We start from the raw sequence: 25,968 nt of genomic DNA, 5'->3' as shown, positions 1-25,968 counted from the left end.
TGGATAAGTGGTGCATATTCGGACGATATGTGTTGAAAAGTCGTTTGGCCCGTCATCATGCAATGAGTAATACAAACGCAGTGTTGTGTAGACTTTACCAGCGTATGCGCATAAAATACGCAAAATGATCTCTCGGAATATCACTGCTGGAGATATTCAAACGGTCACGGGCTATTCCCGGGACCAGTTGCGAGGGTTGCTTGACCTCATTGACCCATTGCTCGGGACTTTCCCTCATGAGCCTGGCACGAGCCGCATTTTTTCGTCACATGAATTTCTAACCATAGTGCTGTGCTGCGAACTTGAAAATGCATATGGGATGAAAAGGAAGGTGGTGACATCCTTTGCGGCAGAACTTGGGAAAGTGCTATCGCGACCCCGTGAGGTTGCAGAGAATCCGCGACTCATCCTTACATTTAACCCTCCGCTGGCCAGCTACTTCGAAAAAGAGGAGATAGTTCAGCAGGGTCTTGTGGTGCCTTTGACGGAAATTTTCAAAAAGGTTGATGGGCACCTGTTGGGGAACAGGGAGGGTCCCTCGCAGTATCAGGGTGAACTTAATCTGGGTCCTTCCCTGCTAGCACCGCAGGAAACTGTCTTTACAAATTTAAAGACGGCAGGAGGTCGTGAATGAGGCCCACCATCACGAACTCTTCAATGGACGAAAAGCTTGCAAGAATTCTGAAGCTTTTGGACTACCAACCTCAAAATGGGTGGTTGGAAGCTAGCGAGTTTGATGGAGTTAGCGTTCATCGATTTGCATTGACGCAAGCTGCTCAAGAGATGAATGTTGCGGGCGCTTTTGCCTGGATTGATGAAGTTCCTACAACACGGCTTGTCGCGCCACTGGTGTATGTGGCATTAGCCGCAGATCTCGCCGAGGCCAAGAAAATCCATCGGAAGGTTTGGAGCCAAGGGCTCGTCCCTTTTCTGATTGTTCTTACCCCACAGGAGGTTGTTCCGCTGCACGGATTCCAGTTCTCTAGTGCCTTGTGGGAGAAGAGCGTTTCCTCCATTTCTTGGAGCGACGTTCCTGCCACTTTTGAACAACGCGGGCAGTTAGAAGATCGGGTTGCCAATCTGCTTGATTATCGGGCTGTAAAACTCCGAACTTCGCTGTTTTGGAGAGACCGCGCGATTGAAGTATCAGGCCGTGTTGATCAGTACCTACTCATGGGCCTGGAGTCTTTGAGCGATAGCCTGATCAAAGGCTTGAAAGTCACCCGACCACTCCCGCCCACTGCTGCTAACGGCCTAATTGGCCGATTCCTCTATGTACTTTTCTTGGTAGATCGCGGGATCATTAATCAGCAGTGGCTGAATGAACGCGGCCATGAGGAAATATCTCTTGCAGATTCGAATCAACCTTGGTCTGCTGCATCGACATGGGCATTGTTGGAAGATCTCGACGGGATTTTCAATGGCAGTATCTTTCCCCTCAGTGCGGCAGATCGCCGGAAAATTGATGCCACCCATATCAACCTAATCCGCCTGGTTATGCGGCACGGGGCAAAAATCACTGGGAGCGGCGAAGTCCAGTTGGCATTCATTGATGTAGATCTGGGGGTAATGCGGATAGAAACCTTATCTGCGGTCTACGAACAATTCTTGGAGAATATTAAGTCCGGGGAGAGACGTCAACAGGGGGCTTACTACACCCCCCCTTTTTTGGTCGACCTGGTTCTTGATAGAGTTGAAGAATCGGTCGTCCTCCGGGATGGAATAACTGTGCTGGATCCCGCTGCGGGTTCAGGAGTTTTTTTGGTCGGTGCATATAGGCGCATTCTCGAGCATGCGCGCACCGCTAATTTCAACGCCGAAATGGGGTTGGATGAAGTGCGGGGCCTACTCCAGCGAAATATTTACGGAGTGGAGCGCAACCCTGATGCCTGCCACGTAGCAGCGTTTAGCCTTTATTTAACAATGCTTGACTATGTCATGCCGCGCGATCTACGCAAGGTTGCGGCTGGACATGACCCAAACAAGCTATTTCCCAGTCTTGTTGGCACCAACCTTTTTGCCGTCGATTTTTTCGCTTCGCCGGCGGCTATGCCAACGTTGCCTAGAGAAATTCATTGTGTAGTCGGAAACCCGCCTTGGCAAACGCTGAAAAAACTTAAATCAACGCCTGCGTCGCGGTGGGCGACCGAACATCGGGAGTCGCCAATTGGCAACGACCAGGCGGCGGAACTCTTTGTGTGGAAATCCTTGCGCCAGCATATGACGGCCAACGGGTTGCTTGCATTGCTCATCCCGGCAAAGTCATTTGTGAATCCGACCGCATATAAGTTCCGAAAGAACTTAATGGCGGAATTCACAATCGTCGGAGCTGTGAACTTTTCACACCTTAGACACCGGCTTTTCGCGGGCGCCAAACACGCGTGTGCCGCGCTATTTGTCAAAAATGAGCGCCCCTCTCCAACGAGTTGGGCGTGGGTGTATTCACCGCTCTCAATAGGTCAACCAATGCCATACAAAGCATGGCCGTGGACACTTATCGTTGATCGCTCGGAGATACAGACCTTTCCGCATTCGCGTCTGGCAGAGGATTCTCGCGCCTGGTTCGAGGCGTTCATGTTGCGGCCGGTGGATAGACAAATCCGATCCTTCGTGCAGGATCGAGCGCAAGCTGGGGTCATTCAGCTATTGGGGAAATTTTGTGCAGGCATTGGGGCCTCGGTTAAACGAGGCGGGAGTTCGGTTGAGACTGGCCTTGAGAGCAAATTTCTTGAAGTCGAGTCTCCTCCTCCATCATTGCTGGAGATGGTTTCCAGCAAGCCTCGCACCAGGGACCTATTTGAAGAGCCTGCGAAGACGGCCCTGCGCAGCGACCGTCTACCTTTGGCGCAGCTCGCACGAGTTTCAACAACTTATAAGCATCAGTTTAGTGGACATGTCCTGCTGGTGCCGCGCAATTTTCGGGATATTCGCTACCTTGACTATCCAAAGGGATTTTCATCGAGTTTTTTGGCGGTTTATTTTGAAAAAGCAGGGAGTAAGACATCTCCCCAAGAGAGAAAGGTTCTCCTCGGGTTGAAGAAGTATTTGACGAGCAATACCGCGCAATACTTTATGGCGACCGGAGGGCGCAGGTGGTTGATGGATCGCAGTAACGTCGAACCAACTGACCTTCAGAATTTCCCAGTTCCGTTTACAAGTCTTGAAGATCCCAGATTGGACAAAGTACTTGCGCTAGAAGGCACGGCGCTTGAAAACTATTTGATGAGAGCTTTAGGGGTCGAGGCGGACTATAAATTGGCCATTGAAGAATTTCTTCGGTTCAGAATTCAATTTCAGGACGGAGATGTGCCGGGTGACGCTTTGGAACGACCTTCTAACCAGATGCTGGAAAAATATGTCGATGTCATGCGTCTTCAACTAGACGATCTGATGGGGCGGGAAAACGCGTTTGTAGTTCAGCATGCTGTCGATGAAATGACGGGCGTCGGCGTTGTTGCTGCACGGTTTTGTGAAGCGGACATGCCGACGAAGAAGACGCCGGACTTGTGCAGAGAGGCGGTAATTCAATATCAACAGCATGCCAAAAATAGCTTCTCGGATAGTCTTTCGATAGGGTATGACTCCGTAAGCACAGCCGTCAGCGTGGTGAAGCCGCTGGAGTATTTCCGTTGGACGATCGATAGTGCCTATTCCGATAGCAGGCATTTCATGAACACCTTCATGAAGGGCGCTGTTTGAAAGCCACAGACGTTAAAGATCTCGCTGAGTTTTTCCGTCAACAGGGCTTTACCGCCGTAAAGGCAGAACTCTGGGCCAATTTTGCCCGGCATGTGTTTCAGATCTATTGGTCTGCTGCAGACCAATTACTCGAGCAGGAAAATTGGGAGGCTTTTAAGCAGAAGCGAGGCGCGGTCGGGAAGCCAAAATCAGTTGGTAAAAAAGTTGTTCAAATTCCAATAGAAGATGCAATTACCTCTGAACTCGGAAATTTTGCGAACCTTCTTCGCTTAGGATTGCCTACAAGACATTTTCTGAGGACGCACGAGGTGAAGTTCGAATGCGAGGCGCTTGTCCCAAGCAAAACCAGAGCGGGACGGCATTCAAAAAAAGTTGATTTTCGGGCGTGTGCTCAAACGGCAGTTGGTGCGCCGGAAATTGCGATCGAAGCAAAACCAATCACAGCGACAGGAGATATTGCAGGTCGTTATCTAGGTACCGAAGGAATAGGCTGTTTCTTTAGTGCTGAATCGGCGTATACGACCGGGCCGCTGGGCGCTATGCTCGCGTACACCATAACGGACCCACTAGTCTCGATGCGGGATCACGTCCACACAGCAATGGGCTTATATAAGCCATCCCCAGAAAAGGTTGAAAAGGTACTTCTGACAGACACAGAATGGGTGACTTGTACGTCTCATCTGCGAGATCACAGCATGCAACCAATAGCCATTCTGCATGTTGAGCGTAACTTTCCTCTGATTTCGTAGGCTTGCAACTATCCAGGTGCCCCGGTTATCTTCATAGAGGTCGAGCTTTGCTTGAGCTGATCCTCCTGGAGTACTCTCTTCCGAACGTTAACGCTGAGTTGTCAACTCAATTATCCGAGCCGCAGCCTCAGTTTTGCCCAGAGTTCTCAATGCTGCAATTGAAGCGAATTGGCTGGTACGCGGCCTTGCTTTGCCGTTTTCCCACTTGTAGACGGACTGATTCGACACGCCGAGCAGCAGCCCGGCTTCTGCTGCCGACAGGCCCAAGCGTTTCCTCTGCGCCTGCAGGCCGCTCGCACTGAAGCGGAAAGCGGCGCCTTGCGGTTCTGCTATGTTGAACGCTGCCTTTTTGTCGTTAGCCTTGGCTAGTCGATTGACAAGCTGCTCGAGTGCAGTAATTCGGCGCTTCAGCGCAGCAATGTCCGAACGGCAATGCGTTGACGCCTTCTTGAGTTGTTGCGTGTCGGCTCGGACTTCCTTGCGTGCAACGCGGGCAATTTCTCCTTTCAAGACGGTAGCGATATTGGGCATGGTCTTTGGTCTTCCTATACAAAAGTACCATCATAAATCCCAATGCCACTGGGCACCGAGGGCGTCTAGGCCTACTTACTCAAAGTCTTGAACCTGTGTTCTGGCGAACCGTTCGTGCTTTTCGTGTTGAGCCACGGGCAGGATGCCTTGCGGAGCGTAGTGCGCTCCGTCCAAACCTACCCACCGATGGCATCTCTCACGCATTTCTTGATAAAGCTCGATTTCGCGGCGCCGGCAAGTTTCCTATCTTGGCTAGCAATTTCGCAACGGACGACGGCGTCCTTCTCGCACTTCTTTAAGAAGGAGTTCTTGGCTGCGCCTGCGAGCTTCTTCTCCATGGCGTTCGCTGTACATGTGGCGTCCTGAGCAAAGGCTGAGCCTGCAAACGCAAGCGCGACGAGCAAACAACCTTTGTTAAGCATGACTTTCTCCTGAGTGGGAATGACTAGCCGTCGGACCGTAGGAGGACGAGGACATCGTGATTGTCGAAATTTCCGCTGAATCGAGACCATACATTTCGAATACAACTTTGTCTAAAGTCTCCTCAATAGAGGATCGATCCAACTCGCCTGATGCATGGGCCGCCCGAACTAAGTCCCCAACTGTTCGCTTAGTTTCGTCTGTAACTGCAACCGGTAAAGGAAACTTATTGACATCGAGAACAAGAATTTTTGGGAATAGACCTTTCGTGGCCTTTGGCGACGCGTTGAAGTGAAAAAATCGCGCAAGCTTCGAATTCATAATCGCCCACAAAAAATCAATTGAGAACGTCTCCGTTTTCGATATGACCGAGATTATCTGTGGATCATTTACGAAGGTTTCTTCGACGATGCACGCTATGACAGTTGGATTGGTAATCTCGCGGACAAGGAGTCTGCGTTGGGTGAAAAACTTCGGATCAACAAAGCTGGCGACGTGTTTGCCATATCGCACAAATGTTCCGGAGCGTGAGTACGCATATCGGGATATGGATCGGCCGAATATTTCCTCAATGTAATCAGGTCCGACCCTCTCGTTGGCGTGCCACAGCCTATGCTCGGTAATTTTCTTAGCCTCGTCTTCACCGTGAAGCTTAGCCAGATCGCTTTGGCGATATGGGATGTACCCCTGCGAAGCAGAAAAGTGCATGTCGAGCGTTGGCATTGCTCTGAGTTTCCGAACCAGCCTTTGTACCGTTTCATCCAGGCTAAACAGAAGCCCCCAGTTCTGGTTGCTGGCTTCGACGTTTGACTTGTCCAGCATCAAAGTCGGTCGTTTCGCCAACTCCGAGAATGTGACGACATCATTAGTCCGCTTATATCCCAGGGCGCCATTCGATGGCATCTTCGTAAAGGTGACTATGGCATTGCGTACAACGGCATCCTCAAATACAGAAACCTTTGTGCAATCCAAGATCTCGTCCAAATTCCAATTATCAAAAAGAGCCAATCTAAAGCTTGCGGCGTTGACATTGAATAAAAAGGTGTTCGGGATGATGTACCCCAGAACTCCTTGAGGCCGCAATATCTGACGCGCCCGGCTCATGAACCAGTAGTAAATCTCAAAGTCAGGGACTTTGCCCAAGGTCTTCACTAAGTACTCGCGCTCGAGGCCCTTTATGGAAACTCCATACGGGGGATTCCCAAGAACGAGATCGAATCCGATGAATTTTCCATCATCAGCGAGAACCTCCGGAAATTCAAAACACCACTCGAAAGCACCCTGGAAGATCCTGTTACTCCGAATAGCCTCTATGTTCGCAGCCAGCTCCCTCAACTCAGACCGAAGTTGTTCCTCCCGCAAGCGCCTTGCCTTCTTCTTTGCTTCGCTTTCTTCGAACAACACTTGTTGATTCTCCGAAGCAATCAATTCAGCTTCGGCCGCATAAAGTCGCCTAACTTTAGGATCGTTATCGAATATCTCGGTTCTCAGATCACCCTTAAGACGATCAATAAAAGTCTGGATGTCACGCTTTTCGTCCTTGCTGCTTGCATTCTGATAGGTTCGAATAGCCGCTCTGTAGTCGGTGACCCTGAGTTTTTTACGCCTTAGAAAACGACCCACATCGACATCGGTCGTAAAGCGAGAAATGAGGGAATCACCACTTTTGATGTTAATGTCAATATTTGGAAGAGTCTCAAGCGCTCCATCATCCTTGTAGTAGGCGTGTTTGAGAAGCTCGATCCACAATCGCAGTCGGCAGATGTGAACTGAGTTTGGATTAATATCAACTCCAAACAGGCAAGACTCAATTAGCGCCTGCTTTTCATGAAACAAGGCTTCCTGCACTCTTTGGCTCTCTTTATGTGCCGGGTTGTAATGCAGGAAATCGCCATCTTCATCAGTAACAGTCAACTCGTCATTGACAACTGATACCGAATATTCCTTCAAGCGCTGACCATTGCGGTCTTGCAAAAGTCTTAATTCCGCCTTAAGGGCGATGAGTTCGTTCAAGGCGGAAACAAGAAAGTGGCCCGACCCCACCGCAGGATCGCATATGCGAACCGAACCAATAATCTGATTTGCTTCCTCCGTATTCTCGATGCGGTGGTAGAGATCATTGACATCAGCACAGCTCCAACCCTTTTCGCTGTTGAAACGTTGCACCACCGCTTTACGTACAGCCTCACGGCAGATATGCATGGTTACGAAACCTGGGGTGAAGAACGACCCGTCTTTGTAGCCATTAATCTTCTCAAAAATTAGCCCAAGCACCGACGCGTTAATTAGAGATTTATGGTCTTCCTGAACCTCCGTAGAGCCCACATCACTTGCAAAATCATAGGCTTCAAGAAATTCATAAAGATACTCAAGCGTGGGCATTTCGCCGCTTCTTCTCTTTCCTAGCGAATTCTTAATGACTGAAGACGGATAGATAGCGAGCCGTTTCTCATCTTGTAGGCTACTGATAAAAACAGTCTCATGCTCGAGTTCCGTGGGCTCAAAAAGCGAACTGTTTAGATACGGAATGTGGCTGAACCTAGCCCTCATATCGTCTGCCCGTTCTTCCGGCCTTCGCGCCAAAACTTGGAAGAAGATGCCATTCAATGCGTCAAAGCTAGGGACGGTCTTTATCTGAAGGAAGGACGGGTACGGCAACTTTCGCGCGTAAGACGAAAGCTGAGCTTCAATTAATTTCAGAAAAATGATTCGGTTTATCCATGTCAAGACAAGCTCTAAGGCGACGCCGAAAAGACGCTCGTCTCTTGTTGAGCCAAACCTGGCCAGATCTGTCACGCGGTTTAACTTGTCAAGCGTCTCAAGTTGTGTGATGGCGTTTTCAAGCAGCGAGCCAGCATTTCGCTCCCGCACGTCCTTGCGCCCGATCAGCCGCCTGGTTCCTTTCTTGCTTTCCGTTAGGCCAATTATGTGGAGTAGTTCCGAATAGAAACCGCGATGTAACGTATTACTGTCATTTAAGAATGGAAGTTTGAGTAGGTGCTGTGGCGACAAGATTTTAAAGAGAGGTACGAGCTTTCCGTCATCACTAGGATCAACCCTATTTAAAGCGGTCTGAAACTCTCGTAGATCAAAATGAGTGACCCGCACCTCACAGGAAACAGCCTGAATTGCGGGTGCGGCGATCTCTTTATAGAAAAAATCAGTCGTAGTGCCAGAGAGACGCCCCTGTTCGAAGTCAATAAACCGCTGTACCAAGGCCTTGTTTTGTGCAAATTCAGTCTCAAACACATTGGCATCAAATATGAACCACTCGTATGCGTTAGTTATGATCAGATGGCGAACGTCGAGGTTGTGGCCGTCCTTTGAGAAACGTTCCCTTAGGTAGTACAGAAGCAATTCCTGCAGCGCCTTGGTATTAGGCGCATGCAGCTGCGGCATCTGGCTTCTATTGGTCGGCTTTTTTGCTTCTATCAGAATGCCAACCGGAGTGTTTGGTCCAACTCCGTTGTGGACTACTAAGTCAATGTCGGCCTTGGTATTGATAAAATGGTTAGGCGAATAGAAGGTGTTCAGTAGGAAGGTTGAAATCAAGCTCTTGTGAAACTCCTCAGACTCAACGTCATTGCTCTTCTCCAGCATGGCACGAAGATTTTCTCTGAAGTGGTCAATCTCGGATCTAGAAGGCCGTTGTTTCCGAAAGGCTTTGTTCAAGGCTGCGCGAGGGGTTAGTGCGGTCAGAATCATGGACTTCAGATTTCCGGTGGTCGTCTTGCCTTTTACTTGAAGCTGGCTATGTTCAGCCAGCAGAAGGGCGTAGTTTAGTCGTGTAGCCAGTGCGGACTAAAGCCTGCAGGCCATGAGTACTCTTATGACATAGGGACGTAGGGACATGATTACTCTCCCCCGATGTCGGATGACTCGATCCACTTGATGAATTTTGCAAGGTTCAAAGTTCGAGATGTGCCTCGGTACGGTACACCGTCAGCGCATTCCGCCTCAGGCGCAGCCATCTCAGATGGCAAATTCCATTCAGGAACAAGGCGTTTTCTGAAAATGAAAAAGTTCGATGTGATTCTTTTGACCATAAACACCGCATCAATGGGATTTTCACGAATGGCCTTTGTTTTTATACGTTTTAGAAGTTCGATGTACTCGTGGACCTCGCGAACTTTTGTGCTGCCTGACGAATCAATTGCCTTCAATTTTTCCTCGGTCACCAACTTCTGTGCAAGCAGGTCACGCTTTCTAAACTCGAAAGTATCCCTGTCTATGGCTTCATCCAAATAGGCGTCGGTGACCCTACGTAGTCGGTCGTCAAGCGAGGTACGCGCAAGATGAAGATTTCTGCGATCCTGGTTCGCAAGGTTCTCAGACCTCAAGGCCTTCTCATTGACGATGACCTCCAACTTGGCCAACCAGCTTTCGGGTACCGTGAACGCGTCCAGGTAGGCGAAAAGTTGCGTGGTGACTAAGTCCTCACGGATACATTTTGTGGCGCAGCCGCCAGAATGACAGCGGTAGTAAATCCATCCTTTCTGCACCTCGGGAATCAGAAGAGAGTGACACTCGTAGCAACGGAGTTGCTTCTGATACAGATAGCTGCGCTTCAGCCCTGCGTTTTTTTTGCGGCCGTTTATGCGTGCCTGCACATCGTCAAAGAGTGACTTCGAGACAATCGGTTCATGGATGCCAGCGAACGACTCGCCAGTGCGTTTGATGTAAATCAACCCATAGTAAAAGGGGTTGCGCAGGACGATTGACAAACCAGTGTGCGATATCTTCTTGCCCGCTAAATTTCGTAGGCCAAGGACATAGAGTTCATTCTGTAGCATCACTAAGTTGTAGTTGCCAGTTGCGCACAACTCGAAGGCACGCCGAATAAGCGGTGCGCGCACTGGGTCGGGAATTTTAGGAAGACCCTTGCCACAGTCAAGATATCCAACAGGTGCGCGACCTGGAAACAGTCCTTGGTTGAGTCGCCCTCGAATCCCTTTCCGTACTTCATCACGCAAATTTCGGATGAAATCTGAAGCGACCACAGCCTGAATGTCAGCGGCTAGGCGCCCGCCACGCGATTGAAGGTCAAGCGACTCATGTGCGAAGTGAATCTCGATGCCTGCATCAATGAGTTCCCCAATATCTGACCAGTCCTTAAGGTTGCGGGCACTGCGGTCGATCTTGTGGATCACGACCCCGTGTCCTTTCCCTTTCCGCAGCAGCGAGATGAGTCTGTTGAACTGAGGGCGTCCTCTTTTTGCGGCAGTCTCCAGCTCCTCAAACCATTCCCCAATAGCAAGCCCAAAACGAGCCGCATAGTGTTCGATGGATGTGCGTTGTTCTTGAAGGGACGATCCCTTCTCTCCTTGTTTTATTGTGCTGACGCGAATATACGCGTAGTAGTTTTTTGGCATAGATACATGGATTAACCCTATCACGAAGATTCAGGTGGTGTCACGCCATCAGGCAACAGGCCCTTGCGCTGCAAGGCGTAGTAGAGGTCGTGAAGAGCATCGATGAACGTAGTGAGTTGGTGGTGCTCAAGCTCGCTCATCTCTGCCTGATTGACCTGGTGCTTTGCTGTGTTAGATGCCACTTGCTTGTCCATCGTCATAGGTTCATCGATGGTCGCATGCGGACATGCAGCGGATAAGAGGGGACTTTATGCCTGGCACGCAACTTACACCCTCTTGGGAGGGCCTCTCGCTGCCTGTACCGTTATTGCATGCTCAAAAAAAATGAAACAGAAAAAAAGATTGTCACAACATCGCTTGTGCTCATGAATGGAACACTCGCGGAAACAGTGATCATGAGCAAGGGTTCGCAGTTTGCCATCTACCAGAATGGAATCGTCACCTATCAGTCAACGATATCGGTCGATGGGCAGACGCTGGCACCACTGCCGAAAACAAATCGGTTGGTAAAGCATGGCGTGATGCATTTCCCTGAACAGGCGACGGCATATGAATCCAAGGAACAGCTCGTAGAAGAGATTACCCAGTACATCCATCGTTATGTAGACATCACTCCCCAGTTTGAGCGAGTCGCCGCGTATTACGTCTTGCTCACATGGGTCTATGACGCATTCAACGAATGTCCGTATGTGAGATTTCAGGGCGACTTCGGCAGCGGGAAGTCACGGGCACTGCTTGTGATCGGCGCGCTGACTTACAAAGCAGTGTTTGCAAGTGGAGCTTCAACCGTATCGCCAATTTTCCATATCCTGGACAGCTATCGCGGGACATTGATTTTCGACGAAACGGATTTTCGCTTTAGTGATTCAAAGACGGACATCATCAAGATACTCAATAACGGAAACTCGAAGGGATTTCCAGTGCTGCGCACCATGGTTTCTGCAACGAAGGAGTTTGAGCCGCAAGCATTCAATGTGTACGGCCCAAAGCTCGTTGCTATGCGTGCCGGCTTTGAAGATGATGCACTTGAAAGCCGCTTTATCACCGAGCGCATGAGCAATCGCGCAATTCGTGCAGATATCTCAATCAATCTGGGCAACCAATATTTGACGGAAGCCGCAGCTATCCGCAACAAACTCTTGATGTTTCGTTTTCAGAACAGGAACAAGATCAAGATTGACGGTGCTCTGCGATCAGAGTCATTGTCGCTACGCACGAACCAAATCGTGCTACCGCTGCTTTCCCTTATCGACAATGAGGAGCACAAACAGCAAGTGCTCGCCATCGTGGCACGAGGAATGGAAACCATCCTTGAACGTCGTAGGGAGAGCGTCGAGGCGCGTGTCATTGGCGTGCTACATCAGCTGTTGAGCGAAACACCACAGAGGCCTGTCGCGCTGGGGCTGCTCACGTATCGCTTGGTGTCAAAGTTTGGCCATGACATTACACGGCCGCTGACATCTCGATATGTTGGGTCAATTTTAAAAAAGCTTGGCATATCAACCTACAAGACGTCGGGTGTGTATGTTGTCCCATACGGCGAGAGGGATGCCGTTTTGCAAACGGTGAAAATGTTTGGGCTCACGGTTGATGAGGAGCCGCGGTGACCCCCTTCGCTGGACGTGCCGGCGTCTCCCTACCTCCCTACATCCACAGCAAGCGGTATCATTGAGCCCAGGTCATTGACCTCTCCGCCTCTACCTCCCTGAGCGGAGCTGCCTCGGCAGTTTGGCCCGCCTCAACAGCGGGCCTTTCTTTTGGGTGCGATGCACCGTGGGCGCTATCGAGTTGCGCTCTCCGTCATGGATGCTGTGGATAACTGCCAGAAAAACTTGCCTGAGGGGCAAGAAGCGATGTCTCTGCGAACGAGTGTGGATAGGTCATGATGACAAAGTTGCATAAGCACGCAACACTCGATTTATGACTACATCAACTTCGCACTCAACGTTTCGCAGGTGGCGACGTGGCTCCGCTTTTAAGCAAAAGGAAATTGCACGTCTACTTGGCCTCAAAGGGGTAGCCCAGCTCTCGCGCGTTGAGCATGGGAAGCGTAGTCCTGGTCTTGCATTTGCTATAGCGCTTGAAGTTCTTACTGGAATGCCGCTTCACGAGATCATCACCCCGCTCTACGAGGCAGTGGAGGAAGAAACCCTGGCGCGTGTGACCGCAATGCTCATGGAGCTTGAGGGCAGTGAACAACGAGCCGCGTTAGTTAAATGCAAGCAACTACGCAGTTGTCAGGATCGAGTCATTACAAGGCATAGACAAAAAATGCATGCACAAACATAAGAAGAATGATCATCGTGTCTTGTCCATTTATCCAACCCTCAGGGGCTACGCCTTCATCCTCTTTGATTCAGCGCTTTCGCCGCATGACTGGGGAACGAAGGAAATAAAGAAGGACATAGCATGTGCAAAAACCATTGGGAGTATCAAAGAGCTCATCGCTCGCTATCGCCCAGATGTCCTCGTGTTAGAGGATGTCGCAGAGCATCGGACAAAAAGGTCTGTTCGCCTTAAGCGAATTCATAAGGCTATTGCCCGCGTCACAGAAGACCTCAGCATAGAAATTGCTGTGGTGTCGCGAAAGAATGTGAGAGCGACGTTTGCCCAGTTTGGCGCGATCACCAAGCATGAAATTGCAAATGTCATTGCAAGCAAGATTGAAGCGTTTGCAGCCAACATGCCAAGGGTTAGAAAAGCCTGGTTGGCTGAAGACAGGCGCATGGGGCTGTTTGACGCAGCGAGTCGAGCTTTGACGTACTACTACACGGTAGAGCAGCAGGCAATCTAATCTGTCGCGCCCTGCGCAGGATGCCGAACATCAAGACTGAACACCAGGCGTGTAGCTAGTCACGCGAAGGGGTTGCTATGTTTGGCTTCACCGCATCGTGCGTGGGGCGCGGGTGGAGTGAAGACCGCTCGCGCCCCTCACAGGATGTGAGGGAGAAAGATTCTATGAAACTACACGATGAAATCAAAAAGCGCTGCGAGCAGTATCCGCTGCACAGCCAGCAGAACGTTGCTGATCCAATGCTCTGTGCAAAGTTGTTCTTCCCGCTAGGTTCTGGGGCCTGGTACGTCGCGGAGTACAACCCCATCACGTTTGAAGCCTTTGGCTACGTTTCGGGGATGGATGTTGATGAATGGGGATACTTCTCAGTCGCGGAATTACTGGAAGTGAAGGTCGCTGGTGTTTTTTCAATTGAAGTGTCCCTGCATTTCAGTTCACGTCCCGCGAGTGAACTTGGAATATTGCGTTAACAAAGAGGCCCGATCAGGGCCTCTTTTTTCGACTGACAGGTTGAAGCGACAAGACTACATATCCGCAATGGATTTACCGCGACGTGCATTCGGTTCAATATCAAGCGACTCCAAAGCCTGCCGATATGGAATCTCGTGCTCGGCCAGCAGGCGCATGAGAACCGCGACTACGGCCAGATTCGATGGCACGTCGCCGCGTCGCTTGTAGTTGGCAATAGTGTTTTGATTCAGCTTGATCAGCCTGGCGAACTCGCGACCTGAAATATTGGCGGCAGCAAGTTCATCAATGAAGTCTTGATACGTCATATCGCGCAACTGTAGCATGCTCGCTATTTAATGTGCAAATCTTCTTGATAGATCACTAATTAACGTGTAATCTGTTGCTTTAAACGGGGCAACTATGGCAAAAGCCGAAACTGCAAAACGGGTAGGTATCTGGATTCGAGTCTCAACCGAAGACCAGGTGCGGGGCGAATCACCTGAGACGCATGAACGCCGTGCGCGGGCCTACGCCGAGTCTCGCGACTGGAATGTCGTTGAGATGTACCGCTTGGATGCGACATCTGGGAAGACAGTTAAAGACTTGCCTGAAGCCAAGCGGATGCTCGAAGACATACGCAGCGGGCACATTACGGGGCTCATCTTCTCCAAGCTTGCCCGTCTCGCCCGCAATACTCGCGAGTTGCTCGACTTTGCCGATCACTTTCGGGAGGCCGGCGCTGATCTCGTTTCGCTCGGGGAAGCAATCGATACCTCAACGCCTGCAGGTCGCTTGTTCTACACCATGATTGCCGCAATGGCCACCTGGGAGCGTGAGGAGATTTCGGCGCGTGTGGCAGCATCTGTGCCCATTCGTGCACAGATGGGTAAGCCGACTGGTGGTGCAGCAACTTTTGGCTATGAGTGGAAAGATGGAAAGCTTGCGGTGAATCCGCAGGAGGCGCCAGTTCGAAAGCTCATGTACGAACTGTTCCTTGAACACAGGCGAAAAAAAGTTGTTGCCCGCATCTTGAATGAGCGCGGGTATCGAACCCGAAACGACAGTCCCTTTACCGATACCACTGTGGACCGACTGTTGCGCGATCCGACGGCCAAGGGCACCCGGCGAGCCAATTACACCCAGACGGCAAACAGCAAAGGTTCGTGGACACTCAAGAAGGAAGACGATTGGGTGTTGGTGCCCGTTGAACCCATCGTGAGCGTTGAGCTTTGGTCGGAGGTAAACGTCATCCTGGACGAAAAGCGCGCCCAAGGTAAGCGGCAGACGAAACCAGCCGTACACCTCTTTGCGGGCGTTGCGGCGTGCGTTTGCGGCGCACGCATGTACGTTCCCTCAAACTCCCCGAAATACACATGCAGCAAGTGCCGCACGAAGATTCCGACCAAAGACCTTGAAGCCATTTTCAAAGAAGAACTGCGGGCATTCGTCTTTTCGCCTGATGAAATTTTTGGACATATCCAAGCAGGTAACGAAAAAGTGAAGTCGTTTGACGCGCTCATCACGAGCCTAGATGCAGAGCAGAAAAAGCTCTTAGGCGAGGCTGACAAGCTGATCGAACTCTTCCAGGCGAATGCTTTGGACAAAAAAGGTTTTGGAGCGCGCTACGAAAAACTCCGAGTCAGGCTTGAGCAAATTGACGAGGAGCTGCCAGCGCTCCTTGCCAAGCGGGATGTCCTCAAGATAGCTCTGGCGTCCCAAGAAGAAGTCTTGTCAGGGAGTAAGGACTTGGTGGAGCGGTGGGATACCTTGCCCCATCCTGAACGCCGACAAGTCGTTGAGACTATCCTTGATCGGGTGGTGGTAGGAAGTGGGGAAGTTGAGTTCAACTTCCTCTATAACCCAGGCTTTGCGAGTTCTTCGAACTCGCAAAGCATCGGCTAACGCCGCTACATTCCTTTTGTATTTCTCTTTATATTGATGGTGGTTAAGCAATGAATCCTCAGGGGTTCATGGCTGCGACGAGCTGGAAGCGCGCCGGAAATTCAGCGCGCTGGGCGGCGCGCGAGATGGTGATGGCGCCGGACTCCAGCGGCTCGCGCAGCGCCTCAAGCGCCGCGCGCGGGAACTCAGGCAGCTCATCCAGAAACAGCACACCGCGGTGCGCCAGCGAAATTTCGCCCGGCCGTGGCGGTGAGCCTCCGCCGACCAGCGCCACCGCGCTGGCCGTGTGGTGCGGCGCGCAGGTGGGGCGCAGCGCCCATTTGTCCATGGTGAACCGGCCGCCCAGCGAGGCGACGGCCGCGCTTTCCAGGGCTTCTTCGGTGGTCATGGCGGGCAGCAGGCCGGCAAAGCGCTGCGCCAGCATGGACTTGCCCGAGCCCGGGGCGCCCATCATTAACAGGCTGTGCCCGCCGGCGGCCGCAATTTCCAGGGCGCGCCGGGCGGCGGCCTGGCCTTTGACGTCGGCCAGGTCCGGGTAGGCGGTTTGTGCGGGCAGGGCGACGGGCTGCACCCGGGCCCATCCGTCCTGCACGTCCACCGGCGCATCGCCCGGCAAAAACTGCCGGACCACATCCAGCAAATGGTGCGCCCGGAAGATTTCAGCGCCGGGAACCTGGGCCGCCTCCTGCGCGCTGGCTTCGGGCAGCACCAGTTTGGGCAGCTTTTCGGTGGCGGGGCCACCCTGGAGAAGCGGGCGCGTCAGCGCCAGGCTCATGGCCAGCGCTCCGCGCACGGGCCGCAGGTCGCCGCCCAGAGACAGCTCCCCGGCAAATTCGTAGCCCTCGAGCTTGCGGGCGTCGACCTGGCCGCTGGCCGCCAGGATGCCCAGCGCAATCGGCAAATCGAAGCGCCCGGAGTCCTTGGGCAAATCGGCCGGCGCCAGGTTGACCGTGATTCTTTTATTGGCCGGGAAGTCCAGCCCGGTGTTCTGGATGGCGGAGCGCACGCGTTCGCGGGCTTCCTTCACTTCGGTTTCGGCCAGGCCGACCAGCGTAAAGCTGGGCAGGCCGTTGGCCAGGTGCACTTCGACCTGCACCGGCCGCGCGTCCAGGCCCAACAAGGCGCGGCTGCGCACTAAAGACAAGCTCATTGACAAACTCCCTGGTGATGCTCCAAAGTTGTGCGCAATTTGCGCCCCAATCTGGTGCTTATCTTGTTTTTTGTGTTTCGGATGCCTGCTGTCTAACGTGCCAGCGCAAGAACAGGTGGACTTGCCGCCGATAAGGCCGGCTACTTTGGCACGGTACGTGCTACGAAGACTTCGCCGAATCCAACCATCCTTTCGTGGCACCCCGGAGCTCTTAATGAAGATAGCCAGGCTCACAAAAACCCTGTAACGGCTGGGCAGCGCACCGAGGGGCTGCTCCTTTATTCATCCTTGGAGGAAACCTGAACATGAAACTCGTAACGGCCATCATCAAACCGTTCAAGCTGGACGAAGTGCGTGAAGCGCTGTCCGGTATTGGCGTGCAAGGCATCACTGTGACTGAAGTCAAAGGCTTCGGCCGCCAGAAGGGCCACACCGAGCTCTACCGCGGCGCGGAGTACGTTGTGGACTTCCTGCCCAAGGTCAAGATCGAGGCGGCTGTCTCCGACGACCTCGTGGACCGCGTGATCGAAGCTGTCGAAGGCGCAGCCCGCACCGGCAAGATCGGCGACGGCAAGGTCTTTGTCTACAACCTCGAGCAGGTCGTGCGCATCCGCACGGGTGAAACAGGCAAGGAGGCGCTGTAAGGCGTTTCCTATCTACCAGCCACATAAAGAGAACATCGACATGAAAAAACTACTCGCTTCCCTTGTCCTGGGATTGAGCCTGCTGACAACCGGCGCCGTCATGGCGCAGGCCCCGGCAGCCGCACCTGCCGCCTCCGCCGCAGAAGCCAAACCGGCTGAAGCCGCTGCAGCCCCTGCGGCCGCCGCAGCCCCCGCCGCCGCAACGGCTGCAGCCCCGGCACCCGCTGCCGCAGCCGCACCAGCGCCTGTGCCCAACAAAGGCGACACCGGCTGGATGATGCTTTCCACCATCCTGGTGATCCTGATGACGATTCCCGGCCTGGCCCTGTTCTACGGCGGCCTGGTGCGCAGCAAGAACATGCTGTCGGTCCTGATGCAGGTCATGGTGACCTTCTCGATGATCGTCGTGCTGTGGTTCATCTACGGTTACAGCCTGGCTTTCACCGAGGGCAACGCCTTCTTCGGCGGCTTTGACCGGCTCTTCATGAAGGGCATCTGGGACAACGTCGCCGGCACCTTCGCCAATGGCGCCACCTTCAGCAAGGGTGTCGTGATCCCCGAGATCGTGTTCGCCGCCTTCCAGGCCACGTTCGCCGGTATCACCTGCGCACTGATCGTCGGCGCGTTTGCCGAGCGCATCAAGTTCTCCGCCGTGCTGCTGTTCATGGTGATCTGGTTCACCTTCAGCTACGCACCGATGGCCCACATGGTCTGGTTCTGGATGGGCCCTGACGCCTACACCGGCAAGGAAGTGGTCGACGCGATGAACGGCAAGGCCGGTTACATCTGGCAGATGGGTGCGCTTGATTTCGCAGGCGGCACGGTGGTTCACATCAACGCTGCTGTGGCGGGCCTCGTCGGCGCCTTCATGGTCGGCAAGCGTATCGGCTACGGCAAGGAAGCCATGGCGCCTCACAGCCTGACGCTGACCATGGTCGGTGCCGCCCTGCTGTGGGTGGGCTGGTTCGGCTTCAACGCCGGCTCCGCACTCGAAGCCAACGGCTTTGCCGCCCTGGCCTTCATCAACACGCTGGGTGCTACGGCAGCTGCCGTGCTGGCATGGTGCATCGGTGAAGCGCTGATGCGCGGCAAGGCTTCCATGCTGGGCGCTGCGTCCGGTGCTGTTGCCGGCCTGGTGGCCATCACCCCTGCTGCCGGCAACGTCGGTATCGGCGGCGGCCTGATCATCGGCCTGATCGCTGGTTTTGCCGGCCTCTGGGGCGTGAACGGCCTGAAGAAACTGCTGGGTGCAGACGACTCGCTGGACGTGTTCGGCGTGCACGGTGTCTGCGGTATCGTCGGCGCGCTGCTCACCGGCGTGTTCAACTCGCCCAGCCTGGGTGGCCCAAGCGCTGTCGCTGACTGGACCACCGTCGCCATGGTGGCACCCGATGCGTACTCCATCGCCGGCCAGGTCTGGATCCAGGCCAAGGCCGTGCTGATCACCATCGTGTGGTCGGGTGTGGTGTCCTTTATCGCCTACAAGATTGTTGACCTGACGATCGGCCTGCGCGTCAGCGAAGAAGACGAACGCGAAGGCCTGGACATCACGTCCCACGGCGAAACGGCTTACAACCGCTGATAAGTTGAAGGGGCTGCCCACGCAGCAGCCCCTCCAGAAACCCTTTTCCGGATTTCGTTTTTTTACTGAGAGTCTCCTTTGGATGTTCAGCCCGCCGGCGCAAGCTGGTGGGCTTTTTTTTTGGCCGCGCGGCCTTTAGCGGCCCAGGCGCTGAATGGGCGGCAAGGTGCCCAGCAGGCGGATCAGTTCCTGCTGGCGCGTCGTGCCTGTCTTGGCAAAAATGGCTGAGAGCTGGCTGCGCACGGTGGAAATCTTGATGTCAAGCGCCTGTGCAATGTCGGCAGGCGTGCGATTCTCGAAGAGCAAGGGCAGCAGGCGGGCTTCCGCCTTGCTCAGTCCAAAAGCCCGAACGATAAAGTCCAAAGCCGCTTCCGGACGTCTTTGCGGGTCGATCAGCATCAGCATGATCGACGCCCGTGTTTCGCCTGCCGGGGTAATCACTGTCTGGGCCAGTGGAAGGGCCAGCACAAACATGCGCTTGTGGTCCGGCCCCAATGAAATCGCGCCGCCATGTCCCAACGCGCAAGCCTGCATCAGCCTGGCCAGTTCGCCTTCGGCGGGAATGCGTGTGGCCAGGCCGCCGAGCAATGGAATCCAGTCCATGTGCTCAATCATTGTTTTCGCCGCGGCGTTGGCATGGCGTACCCGATTGGCGGGGTCAACGAACAGCACGCCAAAGTCCATGCCGTCCAGGCTCTGGTGAAAAACGCTCAGTTGTTCCTGTGTGCTGCGGTGCTCCCAGTGGAGCTCGAATGCACGGTGGATATGGGGGTAGAAGCCAGCCAGGTCCGCCACTTCAGCATCGCTGAAATCATCCGTGCCCGGCGGCCGGAAAAAGCTCAGATGCATGGGCGGCGCGAGCGACGCGTCGCTGCCATCCGACAGCACGCAGCCCATGAAGTGCTCCGCCGGCATGAGAGACATGAACTCCTTGTAATAGACCGACGCGCGCAGGTCCTCGGAGGACACCACATCGCTCCCGCGGCCGACCATGCCGCGCACAAACTGCCCTTGCTCCAGCACTGCGGCCAGGATGACGTCGTGCTCCCACCAATAATCGGAGTAGGCGCGCGCCGCTTCCTCGCGGTGGTTGAAGGCAGCGTAAAAGCTCTGGTCACGTTGGCCCTGGCCGGCCACCACCAGCATGCCGATGTTGGCGTTGAAATAGCCTGCGAAGACCCTCAGGACATCGTTCCAGCGGTCGTCATTGCCGATAGCGCCATAGAGCGAATGCAAGACCTCATCGCGTCGCGGTGGCGCGTTGCTGCTGGCATGCCAGCTGGCCGGCACGTCGCCGCGTTGGAATTTTGGTTGCATTTTGTCTCAAATCAGATTTATTTTAGTGAGCTCTTTCATTCATGTGAAGGTTGTTTCGCAGGGTACCCACTAATACATTCCCGCTACAAGCATTCGAGTGGTGAGGTTGGGTGTTTTTGCAACACCCATAAAAAACCGGAGTAGGGACATGGCGGGCATGAATGGGGTGAGGCGCGGGAAAACCCGCGTCGTGGAGTTCTCGCGGGCATATACCGGCCTGGTGCGGCCCCTGGCCAGAGGCTGGCTTGTCGCGGTATTCATGGTGATTGCGGCATCACCCGTCAATGCGCAGACGCTGAAGCAGTGCGCCAAGGAGGCGGCGGGCTGCGTCGTCAATGTCGCCAAATCGGCCTACTACAGTGTTTCGGCTGTGGGCTCGGCGCTTGAGTTTGCGGCGCTGCATCCCAACTGCGTTGCAGACGTCACCAGCGGTAACCCCGTCACCATCGGCATCAGCAGCGCCATCGTGGGCGTTGCCGCTACCGGTGTGATCAATGCCAGCAGCTATTCCGCCTGCAAGGCGAACTTGTATGGCGTCGCGGCCAAGCCCATCGCGTCGGCGATCAGCGAGATCATCCCGGACCCCACGATCAAGAAGTTCGCGACCGAAGCCGGCGCGGATTACGCCGGCGACGGATTTGAAGCCATTGCCAGTGGCATACCCGTCCCCCTTTCCGTCGGGGCGCCCACCGTGGCGGCGCAACTGGTGTGCGGTTGTGCTGTGGCGGCCGCGGGCTCAGGCGTGGTTGAGAACCTGAAGAACGCGCTGATTGCCAGCGCTGCCGCGGCCAATTCGTGCTCGGCCACGATGGGCTGCCTGGGCGGCGCCGCGCTGAACGCGATTGCCGATGCCGGCAAAGCCGTCGGCCAGGTATCGGTCGCGGTCGCCAAGTGCGGCTGGACGCCCAACGACTGCGGCGAAAAGGAAGCCATCCCGCCGGCCGAGTACTGGCGGTTTAACTTCCAGCCCTTTGTGCCGGTCTATGCCGACCTGCTGGTCACCAACGCCAACACCTATTGCGGCACCAATTCGATTTATGAATACAAGTCGTGCACGCCGGCGCAGGAGCTCGAGAACAAGCGCAACGAGTGCTTGAGCTACCACACGGCCCACCAGGCCAGCGCAGACACCGCAAGAGCGGTTTGCAACCCGATGCGCGACCGCGTGATCAACGAAGCACAGGCCATCGTCAACCGCCGCATGACCGACGAGGTCTTCCCCCAGAAGGCCATCGTGTGGGCCAAAAAGACCTTCCCGCTTGAAGGCGCCAACCGCTTCCAGACCGGCGACTTCTCGTTCTGCAACGCGCCTAAAGACCCGGGCCAGGGACAGAGCGTCGACCTGACAGGCGCCTCGACTTATGTGGGCAGCTCCGCCGCCGCCCAGATCACCACCGAGTGCGTCAACACCCTGCTGCGCAGCATAGGCCTGGACCGCAACAACAACCTGGTGCTCAACGGCGACCCGGGCCGCGTCACGCTGCTGGCCGATGCTCGGGCCAGGGCGCAGAAAGGCAATGCCTGGGATTTCGACAAGAGTTTCCAGGGCGCCTACGACACCTGGACTGCGCGCCGCAATGTCATCAAGTCCAACTACGCCGCGAAGGTGGTGAAGGCCGCCAAGGACGACGACGTCTACCTTGCGCTGAACCCGCTCTACGCCAAGGCGGCGGTTGATACCTATGTGGCAGGGGTGGGTGCCTGCCCCAAATTCGGGGAAGCCGGCCAGGCTACCTGCGTCGCCAGCATGCGCGAGTACATGGGCATACGCAACGACGGCGACTACCAGAACCCCGCCAAAGGATCCGTTGACTTTTCAGTGTGGGGTGGCAACCCGCCCAAGCCCTACCAGTCCGCCATGTCGCTGCTGGAAAAGGTCAAGGCCGACAAAGGCAATGTGAACGAGGCCATGAGCGGTGCGCTGGCATGGGCCATGCAGGATGCCCGCAGCTTCCTGCAAACGCTGCCGGCCAAAGCACTCGCCACGGAAAAGGCGAAGCAGAAACAGACCCGCGACAACCAGAACATCTCGGTGGCCCGGGCCCAGGACCAGCTTGACGACGCCTATGCCGACGCCAAAAGCCGTTGCAAGCAAGACGACTGCAAGCCCAAGGTTGATGAAATTCGCAAGACCGAAAAAATCGCCGAAGGCAACCTGCTCAAGACGCTGGTCATCGGCTCTGTGCCGGACGTGCCCTTCAGAGGCCTGGACGCCTATCTCGCCGGCATGAAGAGCCTGGCTGAAGCGACGCGGCCCAAGTACAAGGCGGTGCTGGATGCGGACCGCTTTGTGGCGGTTGGCGCCGGCAAGGGCGTGGGGGCGGCGGCGATCTCTTCCGCACTGGCCGGAGGCGGCAGCGCGGCGGCGGTCAAGCCGGCATCGCCACCCTCTGGGACAGGCGCTCTCACGGCGCCTGAAGGCTTGCCCAAAATCAACCCCGGCGTGGCCAATGCAGGCGTAGGCGAAGCGGGCCAGGCCAGAGTCGGCATCGCGCCTGGCGTCAACATGGGCGCAATACCACCGGTGGGCGTACAGGGAGCGCAGGGCATGCAGGGTGCGCTGCAAAGGCCACCCCTTCCATCACCCGCGCAGCCGGGCCGCATCGGCATGCCCGGCTTGCCGACCATGGGTGCGCTGCCGGCTGCCACCCCCTCCCGCATCGCCACACAGCCCGGCATCGCTGCCGTGACGCCGCCGCCTCCCGCCACGGGGCCTGCAGTGGTGGCCATGCCGCCCGCGGGCAATGCCGGCGCCGACGTGGTACTCAACAAACAGGCGCCTGCCCCGGTAGCTATTCCGGGCGCCGTCCCTGGCCTGGTGCCGGGTGCCCCGCCCAGCCAGCCCGTGGCCGTTGTCATGCCGCCGGCGGGCAATGCCGGGGCCAACGTCGTGCTCAACAACCAGCCACCCCCGGGCGCTGTGCCCGGCGTGGCTGCCGCGCTGGTGCCGCCATTTGATGCCCGGGCTTTCCGGGTGGAGCGCGAGAAGGCCATCCGTGACGAGTGGATGCCGCAATGCAAAGGCAACGCGGCCTGCAGCCAGGGTATGACCGTACTCATGAACCGCCGTATCGATGGCGAAGTCCAGGCCCTGACGGCCGGTAGCCCGGACTACAAAAACAAGGCAGCCGTCGCAGCATTCATTGACAAGCTTGACACCCAGTTCGACCCGCAATTCGCGGCCTTGATACCCAAGCCGGCCGTGGTGGCGGTGCCCGTGCCACCGGTGCCGGCCGGCACGCCTGCACCTAAACCGCCGCCCAAGATCCAGAAGATTCCGGGGTTGTGACGGCAGCGTTGTGAAAGAAATTGGGCTGGCAGCAGCCAACAAGAGCAGGCAACAAGAGCAGGCAACAAGAGTAGGCAATGAGGGGTCAGCCGCAGTGCTGACATAAAGAGGAGCTGGATGTGCATCGGAAACCATGGACGTTGAAGAAGGCCGGGCCGTTTGTGCCCGCGTTGCTGACCTTGGCGGTCAGCCAGTGCTGGGCGCAGGCGGCGACGGACGGCGTCCAGCTGCCGGCTGAAGTCAGCCGGAGCAGCCAGGGCATTCAGCTGACTGAGCCGCAGCCGGTCACGGCGGGCACCGCGCCGGCGCCGTCCAACGAGTTGCCGCCTGCTTCGTCCTCCGCCTTGCCGGTCGAGCCCGGCGCCAATGCGCAGGTCCTGCAGGCGTGGCAGCAGCAGACGGGCCAGGCCGTGTGGGTGAACGGGGAGGGCCAGCTGGAGTTTCACGGCGCGATGACGGTCGACGTGTACCACAACAGTGCCAGCATTCCCGGCGGCAACCCGGCGCTCAGCCCGCTGTCCAGGGGCACCTTCGGCCGGGCCACTTTTCAAGGCGACGTGCGAAGCACCACCGAGGAAGGCGATGTGACCTACCTGCAGGGCGTGCTCACGCAGGGCAATGACCGCGGCGTCATGCCGCGCTACGACACGCAGATCAATTCATTCCAGGGCGGGCGCGCCGGCCCGGGCTACCAGATTGCCGTGGGCGACGTGGTGGCCGGCTTTTCGGGCCTGAGCAGCAACCTCGGCCTGCGCGGCCTGCTGGCAGCGCGGCAAACCGGCAGCCTCACCTTCACCGGTTTTGCCGGCACCGTGACCGAGACCTGGGAGTCTCTGCTCAGCATCCGGCCGCTGGACGGCTTTGCCGCGCGTACCCGCTACTCCCGCGACGTTTATGGCGGCAAGGCCGAGCTTCAATACGACGAAGAGCTCAGCGGCTTTGTCACCTTGCAGGGCTGGCGCGACCGCACCGGCTCAGCTTCGTTGCCGCAGGGCTCTACCGCGCTGGGCGGCACTGCGGCTAGCCTGGGCGGCAAGTACCTGACGCAACGCGGCCAGCTTTCAGTGGAAGCCGCGCGCAGCAGCCAGCAAGACGTGAGCCTGGGCGGTCCCGGCTTCGGGCCCGTCGCCGGCGTGGCGGGCCCCGCCACCACGGGCTCGGGCAATGCCTTCACTGCCGACACCAGCTATCGCTGGGACAGCCTGGGCGTGCGCGCCGGCTATCACGACCTTTCTACCGGCTTTGCCTCGCTGGCGCAGACGGTGGCGCCCGGCGTGCGCGAGTGGTATGCGGGCGGTGACTGGCTGATTTCGCCCGAACTCACCTGGAGCAGCGACCTGCGCCATGCGCTGACAAGGCTGGCCGCCACCGCGTTTTTCCCGGCGGCCAGCAACGAGCTCGACAGCCTGACCAACCGGCTCAGCTACAACGTTGCGGCGTTACCGGGCCTGATGCTGAGCCTTTCGGACACACGCAACACCGGCAAGGACGGATTCGGCAACAAGACCCACAACGACCAGACGCTGTACAGCGCCTCTTATGCCTTCGGCGAGTGGAACGCGCAGCTCGGCACCGGCACAGGGCGTTCGCGCAGCCCGGCCACGCCGCAGTCCGACAGCGAATCGCGCCAGTGGCAGCTCGGGCTGGGCCGCTTTTTCAGCGACAGCGAAACGGTGGAAGGCGTGCCGCGCTGGACGCTGTCCACGCAGCTGTTTGCCTCCGGCCAAAACCAGCGGCTGCTGGCCGCCGGCACCGAGGTGCGCAACCGCGCCGTCGGCCTGAACTTCAACTGGCAGACCCAGCACTACGGCATCCTGTCGGCAGGCGTGCAGCGGCTCAGCACCACCCAGCCCCTGGCCGGCATGCCCACACTGGTCACCCGCAGCCTGACGCTGGACTGGGCCTACACGCTCAGCCGGCAGTGGTCGCTCAAGACCTATGCCCGCCTGAACTACCGCAACCACGGCGACGTGCTGTTCCAGGCCGATGAACGTGTCGTCGGCATGCAGGGGACTTACCAATGGTGAGCCCGCGCAGTCATCGACAATCCGTTCACACTGAGACAACCC

The 25,968-nt window shown here is 56.0% G+C and carries 19 protein-coding genes and 1 pseudogene; 12 read left to right on the top strand and 8 right to left on the bottom strand.

Features of this window, described 5'->3' with window-relative positions; all coding sequences use genetic code 11:
• Nucleotides 1-124: 124 nt before the first annotated feature.
• Genes DT070_RS06000 through DT070_RS21245 form a run of 3 tightly spaced genes read left to right on the top strand, consistent with a single transcriptional unit; the run spans nt 125 to nt 4,448 of the window.
• On the top strand, nt 125-634 hold the full coding sequence (locus tag DT070_RS06000) for a hypothetical protein (RefSeq protein ID WP_122954573.1): 510 nt from the start codon (nt 125-127) through the stop codon (nt 632-634).
• Nucleotides 631-3,699 (top strand): class I SAM-dependent DNA methyltransferase, encoded by a 3,069-nt coding sequence (locus DT070_RS05995; protein ID WP_122954572.1) that lies wholly within the window; start codon nt 631-633, stop codon nt 3,697-3,699. Before DT070_RS06000 ends, DT070_RS05995 begins: the two co-directional genes overlap by 4 nt.
• The gene (locus DT070_RS21245; RefSeq protein ID WP_153976271.1) at nt 3,696-4,448 is read left to right on the top strand and encodes a hypothetical protein; all 753 of its coding nucleotides are present in this window, start codon (nt 3,696-3,698) and stop codon (nt 4,446-4,448) included. The genes DT070_RS05995 and DT070_RS21245 overlap by 4 nt, the downstream gene beginning before the upstream one ends.
• A gap of 87 nt (nt 4,449-4,535) precedes the next feature.
• Here DT070_RS21245 and DT070_RS05990 read toward each other — a convergent pair whose 3' ends face one another.
• The 5 genes from DT070_RS05990 to DT070_RS05970 form a co-directional block, all read right to left on the bottom strand.
• On the bottom strand, nt 4,536-4,979 hold the full coding sequence (locus DT070_RS05990) for a DNA-binding transcriptional regulator (RefSeq protein WP_122954571.1): 444 nt from the start codon (nt 4,977-4,979) through the stop codon (nt 4,536-4,538).
• 176 nt (nt 4,980-5,155) lie between these two features.
• The gene (locus tag DT070_RS05985) at nt 5,156-5,401 is read right to left on the bottom strand and encodes a hypothetical protein (protein ID WP_122954570.1); all 246 of its coding nucleotides are present in this window, start codon (nt 5,399-5,401) and stop codon (nt 5,156-5,158) included.
• The gene (locus tag DT070_RS05980) at nt 5,394-9,104 is read right to left on the bottom strand and encodes a TaqI-like C-terminal specificity domain-containing protein (protein WP_122954569.1); all 3,711 of its coding nucleotides are present in this window, start codon (nt 9,102-9,104) and stop codon (nt 5,394-5,396) included. Before DT070_RS05980 ends, DT070_RS05985 begins: the two co-directional genes overlap by 8 nt.
• Nucleotides 9,105-9,253: 149 nt before the next feature.
• On the bottom strand, nt 9,254-10,771 hold the full coding sequence (locus DT070_RS05975) for a recombinase family protein (protein ID WP_122954568.1): 1,518 nt from the start codon (nt 10,769-10,771) through the stop codon (nt 9,254-9,256).
• A 20-nt stretch (nt 10,772-10,791) separates the two neighbouring features.
• The gene (locus tag DT070_RS05970) at nt 10,792-10,971 is read right to left on the bottom strand and encodes a hypothetical protein (RefSeq protein WP_122954567.1); all 180 of its coding nucleotides are present in this window, start codon (nt 10,969-10,971) and stop codon (nt 10,792-10,794) included.
• 111 nt (nt 10,972-11,082) lie between these two features.
• Here DT070_RS05970 and DT070_RS05965 point away from each other — a divergent pair, with 111 nt between their 5' ends.
• From DT070_RS05965 to DT070_RS05950, 4 genes are all read left to right on the top strand, one after another.
• Nucleotides 11,083-12,378, top strand: a complete 1,296-nt coding sequence (locus tag DT070_RS05965) for a hypothetical protein (RefSeq protein ID WP_153976274.1) — start codon at nt 11,083-11,085, stop codon at nt 12,376-12,378.
• Nucleotides 12,379-12,691: 313 nt separating this feature from the next.
• Entirely contained in the window at nt 12,692-13,060 is a 369-nt protein-coding gene (locus DT070_RS21760) for a helix-turn-helix domain-containing protein (RefSeq protein WP_122954565.1), read from the top strand.
• Nucleotides 13,047-13,565 carry a hypothetical protein gene (locus tag DT070_RS05955; protein WP_122954564.1) on the top strand — a complete coding sequence of 173 codons (519 nt, stop codon included), beginning with the start codon at nt 13,047-13,049 and terminating at the stop codon, nt 13,563-13,565. Before DT070_RS21760 ends, DT070_RS05955 begins: the two co-directional genes overlap by 14 nt.
• 164 nt (nt 13,566-13,729) lie before the next feature.
• Nucleotides 13,730-14,035: a DUF2958 domain-containing protein gene (locus DT070_RS05950; RefSeq protein WP_164483718.1), complete on the top strand. Its 306-nt coding sequence runs from the start codon at nt 13,730-13,732 to the stop codon at nt 14,033-14,035.
• 54 nt (nt 14,036-14,089) lie between these two features.
• Here the strand turns inward: DT070_RS05950 and DT070_RS05945 are convergent, their stop codons facing one another.
• Nucleotides 14,090-14,341 carry an XRE family transcriptional regulator gene (locus DT070_RS05945; RefSeq protein WP_153976275.1) on the bottom strand — a complete coding sequence of 84 codons (252 nt, stop codon included), beginning with the start codon at nt 14,339-14,341 and terminating at the stop codon, nt 14,090-14,092.
• Between the two features lie 94 nt (nt 14,342-14,435).
• Between DT070_RS05945 and DT070_RS05940 the strand changes: the two genes are divergently transcribed.
• Nucleotides 14,436-15,917 (top strand): recombinase family protein, encoded by a 1,482-nt coding sequence (locus tag DT070_RS05940; protein ID WP_122954561.1) that lies wholly within the window; start codon nt 14,436-14,438, stop codon nt 15,915-15,917.
• A gap of 61 nt (nt 15,918-15,978) precedes the next feature.
• On the opposite strand, the pseudogene DT070_RS05935 reads toward DT070_RS05940, so the two are convergent.
• Nucleotides 15,979-17,067: pseudogene (locus DT070_RS05935) on the bottom strand (YifB family Mg chelatase-like AAA ATPase); the annotation flags it as partial.
• 305 nt (nt 17,068-17,372) lie between these two features.
• Here DT070_RS05935 and glnK point away from each other — a divergent pair.
• Together glnK and amt are read left to right on the top strand one after the other, a co-directional pair.
• Nucleotides 17,373-17,711 carry a P-II family nitrogen regulator gene (gene glnK / locus DT070_RS05930; protein ID WP_007873831.1) on the top strand — a complete coding sequence of 113 codons (339 nt, stop codon included), beginning with the start codon at nt 17,373-17,375 and terminating at the stop codon, nt 17,709-17,711.
• A 40-nt stretch (nt 17,712-17,751) separates the two neighbouring features.
• The gene (gene amt / locus DT070_RS05925; RefSeq protein ID WP_122954560.1) at nt 17,752-19,293 is read left to right on the top strand and encodes an ammonium transporter; all 1,542 of its coding nucleotides are present in this window, start codon (nt 17,752-17,754) and stop codon (nt 19,291-19,293) included.
• Nucleotides 19,294-19,428: 135 nt separating this feature from the next.
• Here amt and DT070_RS05920 read toward each other — a convergent pair whose 3' ends face one another.
• Complete coding sequence (locus DT070_RS05920) at nt 19,429-20,610, bottom strand: helix-turn-helix transcriptional regulator (protein WP_122954559.1); 1,182 nt, start codon at nt 20,608-20,610, stop codon at nt 19,429-19,431.
• Nucleotides 20,611-20,758: 148 nt separating this feature from the next.
• Between DT070_RS05920 and DT070_RS05915 the strand changes: the two genes are divergently transcribed.
• A complete protein-coding gene (locus DT070_RS05915; protein WP_153976276.1) occupies nt 20,759-23,899 on the top strand; it encodes a hypothetical protein in 3,141 nt (1,046 codons plus the stop codon).
• Between the two features lie 119 nt (nt 23,900-24,018).
• Nucleotides 24,019-25,926 (top strand): hypothetical protein, encoded by a 1,908-nt coding sequence (locus tag DT070_RS05910; RefSeq protein ID WP_153976277.1) that lies wholly within the window; start codon nt 24,019-24,021, stop codon nt 25,924-25,926.
• Nucleotides 25,927-25,968: the final 42 nt, after the last annotated feature.

Origin of the sequence: Polaromonas sp. SP1, from assembly GCF_003711205.1 — a bacterium.
In the GTDB taxonomy this organism is placed as follows: domain Bacteria; phylum Pseudomonadota; class Gammaproteobacteria; order Burkholderiales; family Burkholderiaceae_C; genus Polaromonas.
Note: the sequence above shows the minus strand (reverse complement) of the source record. Positions and strands in the feature narration are given on the sequence as shown.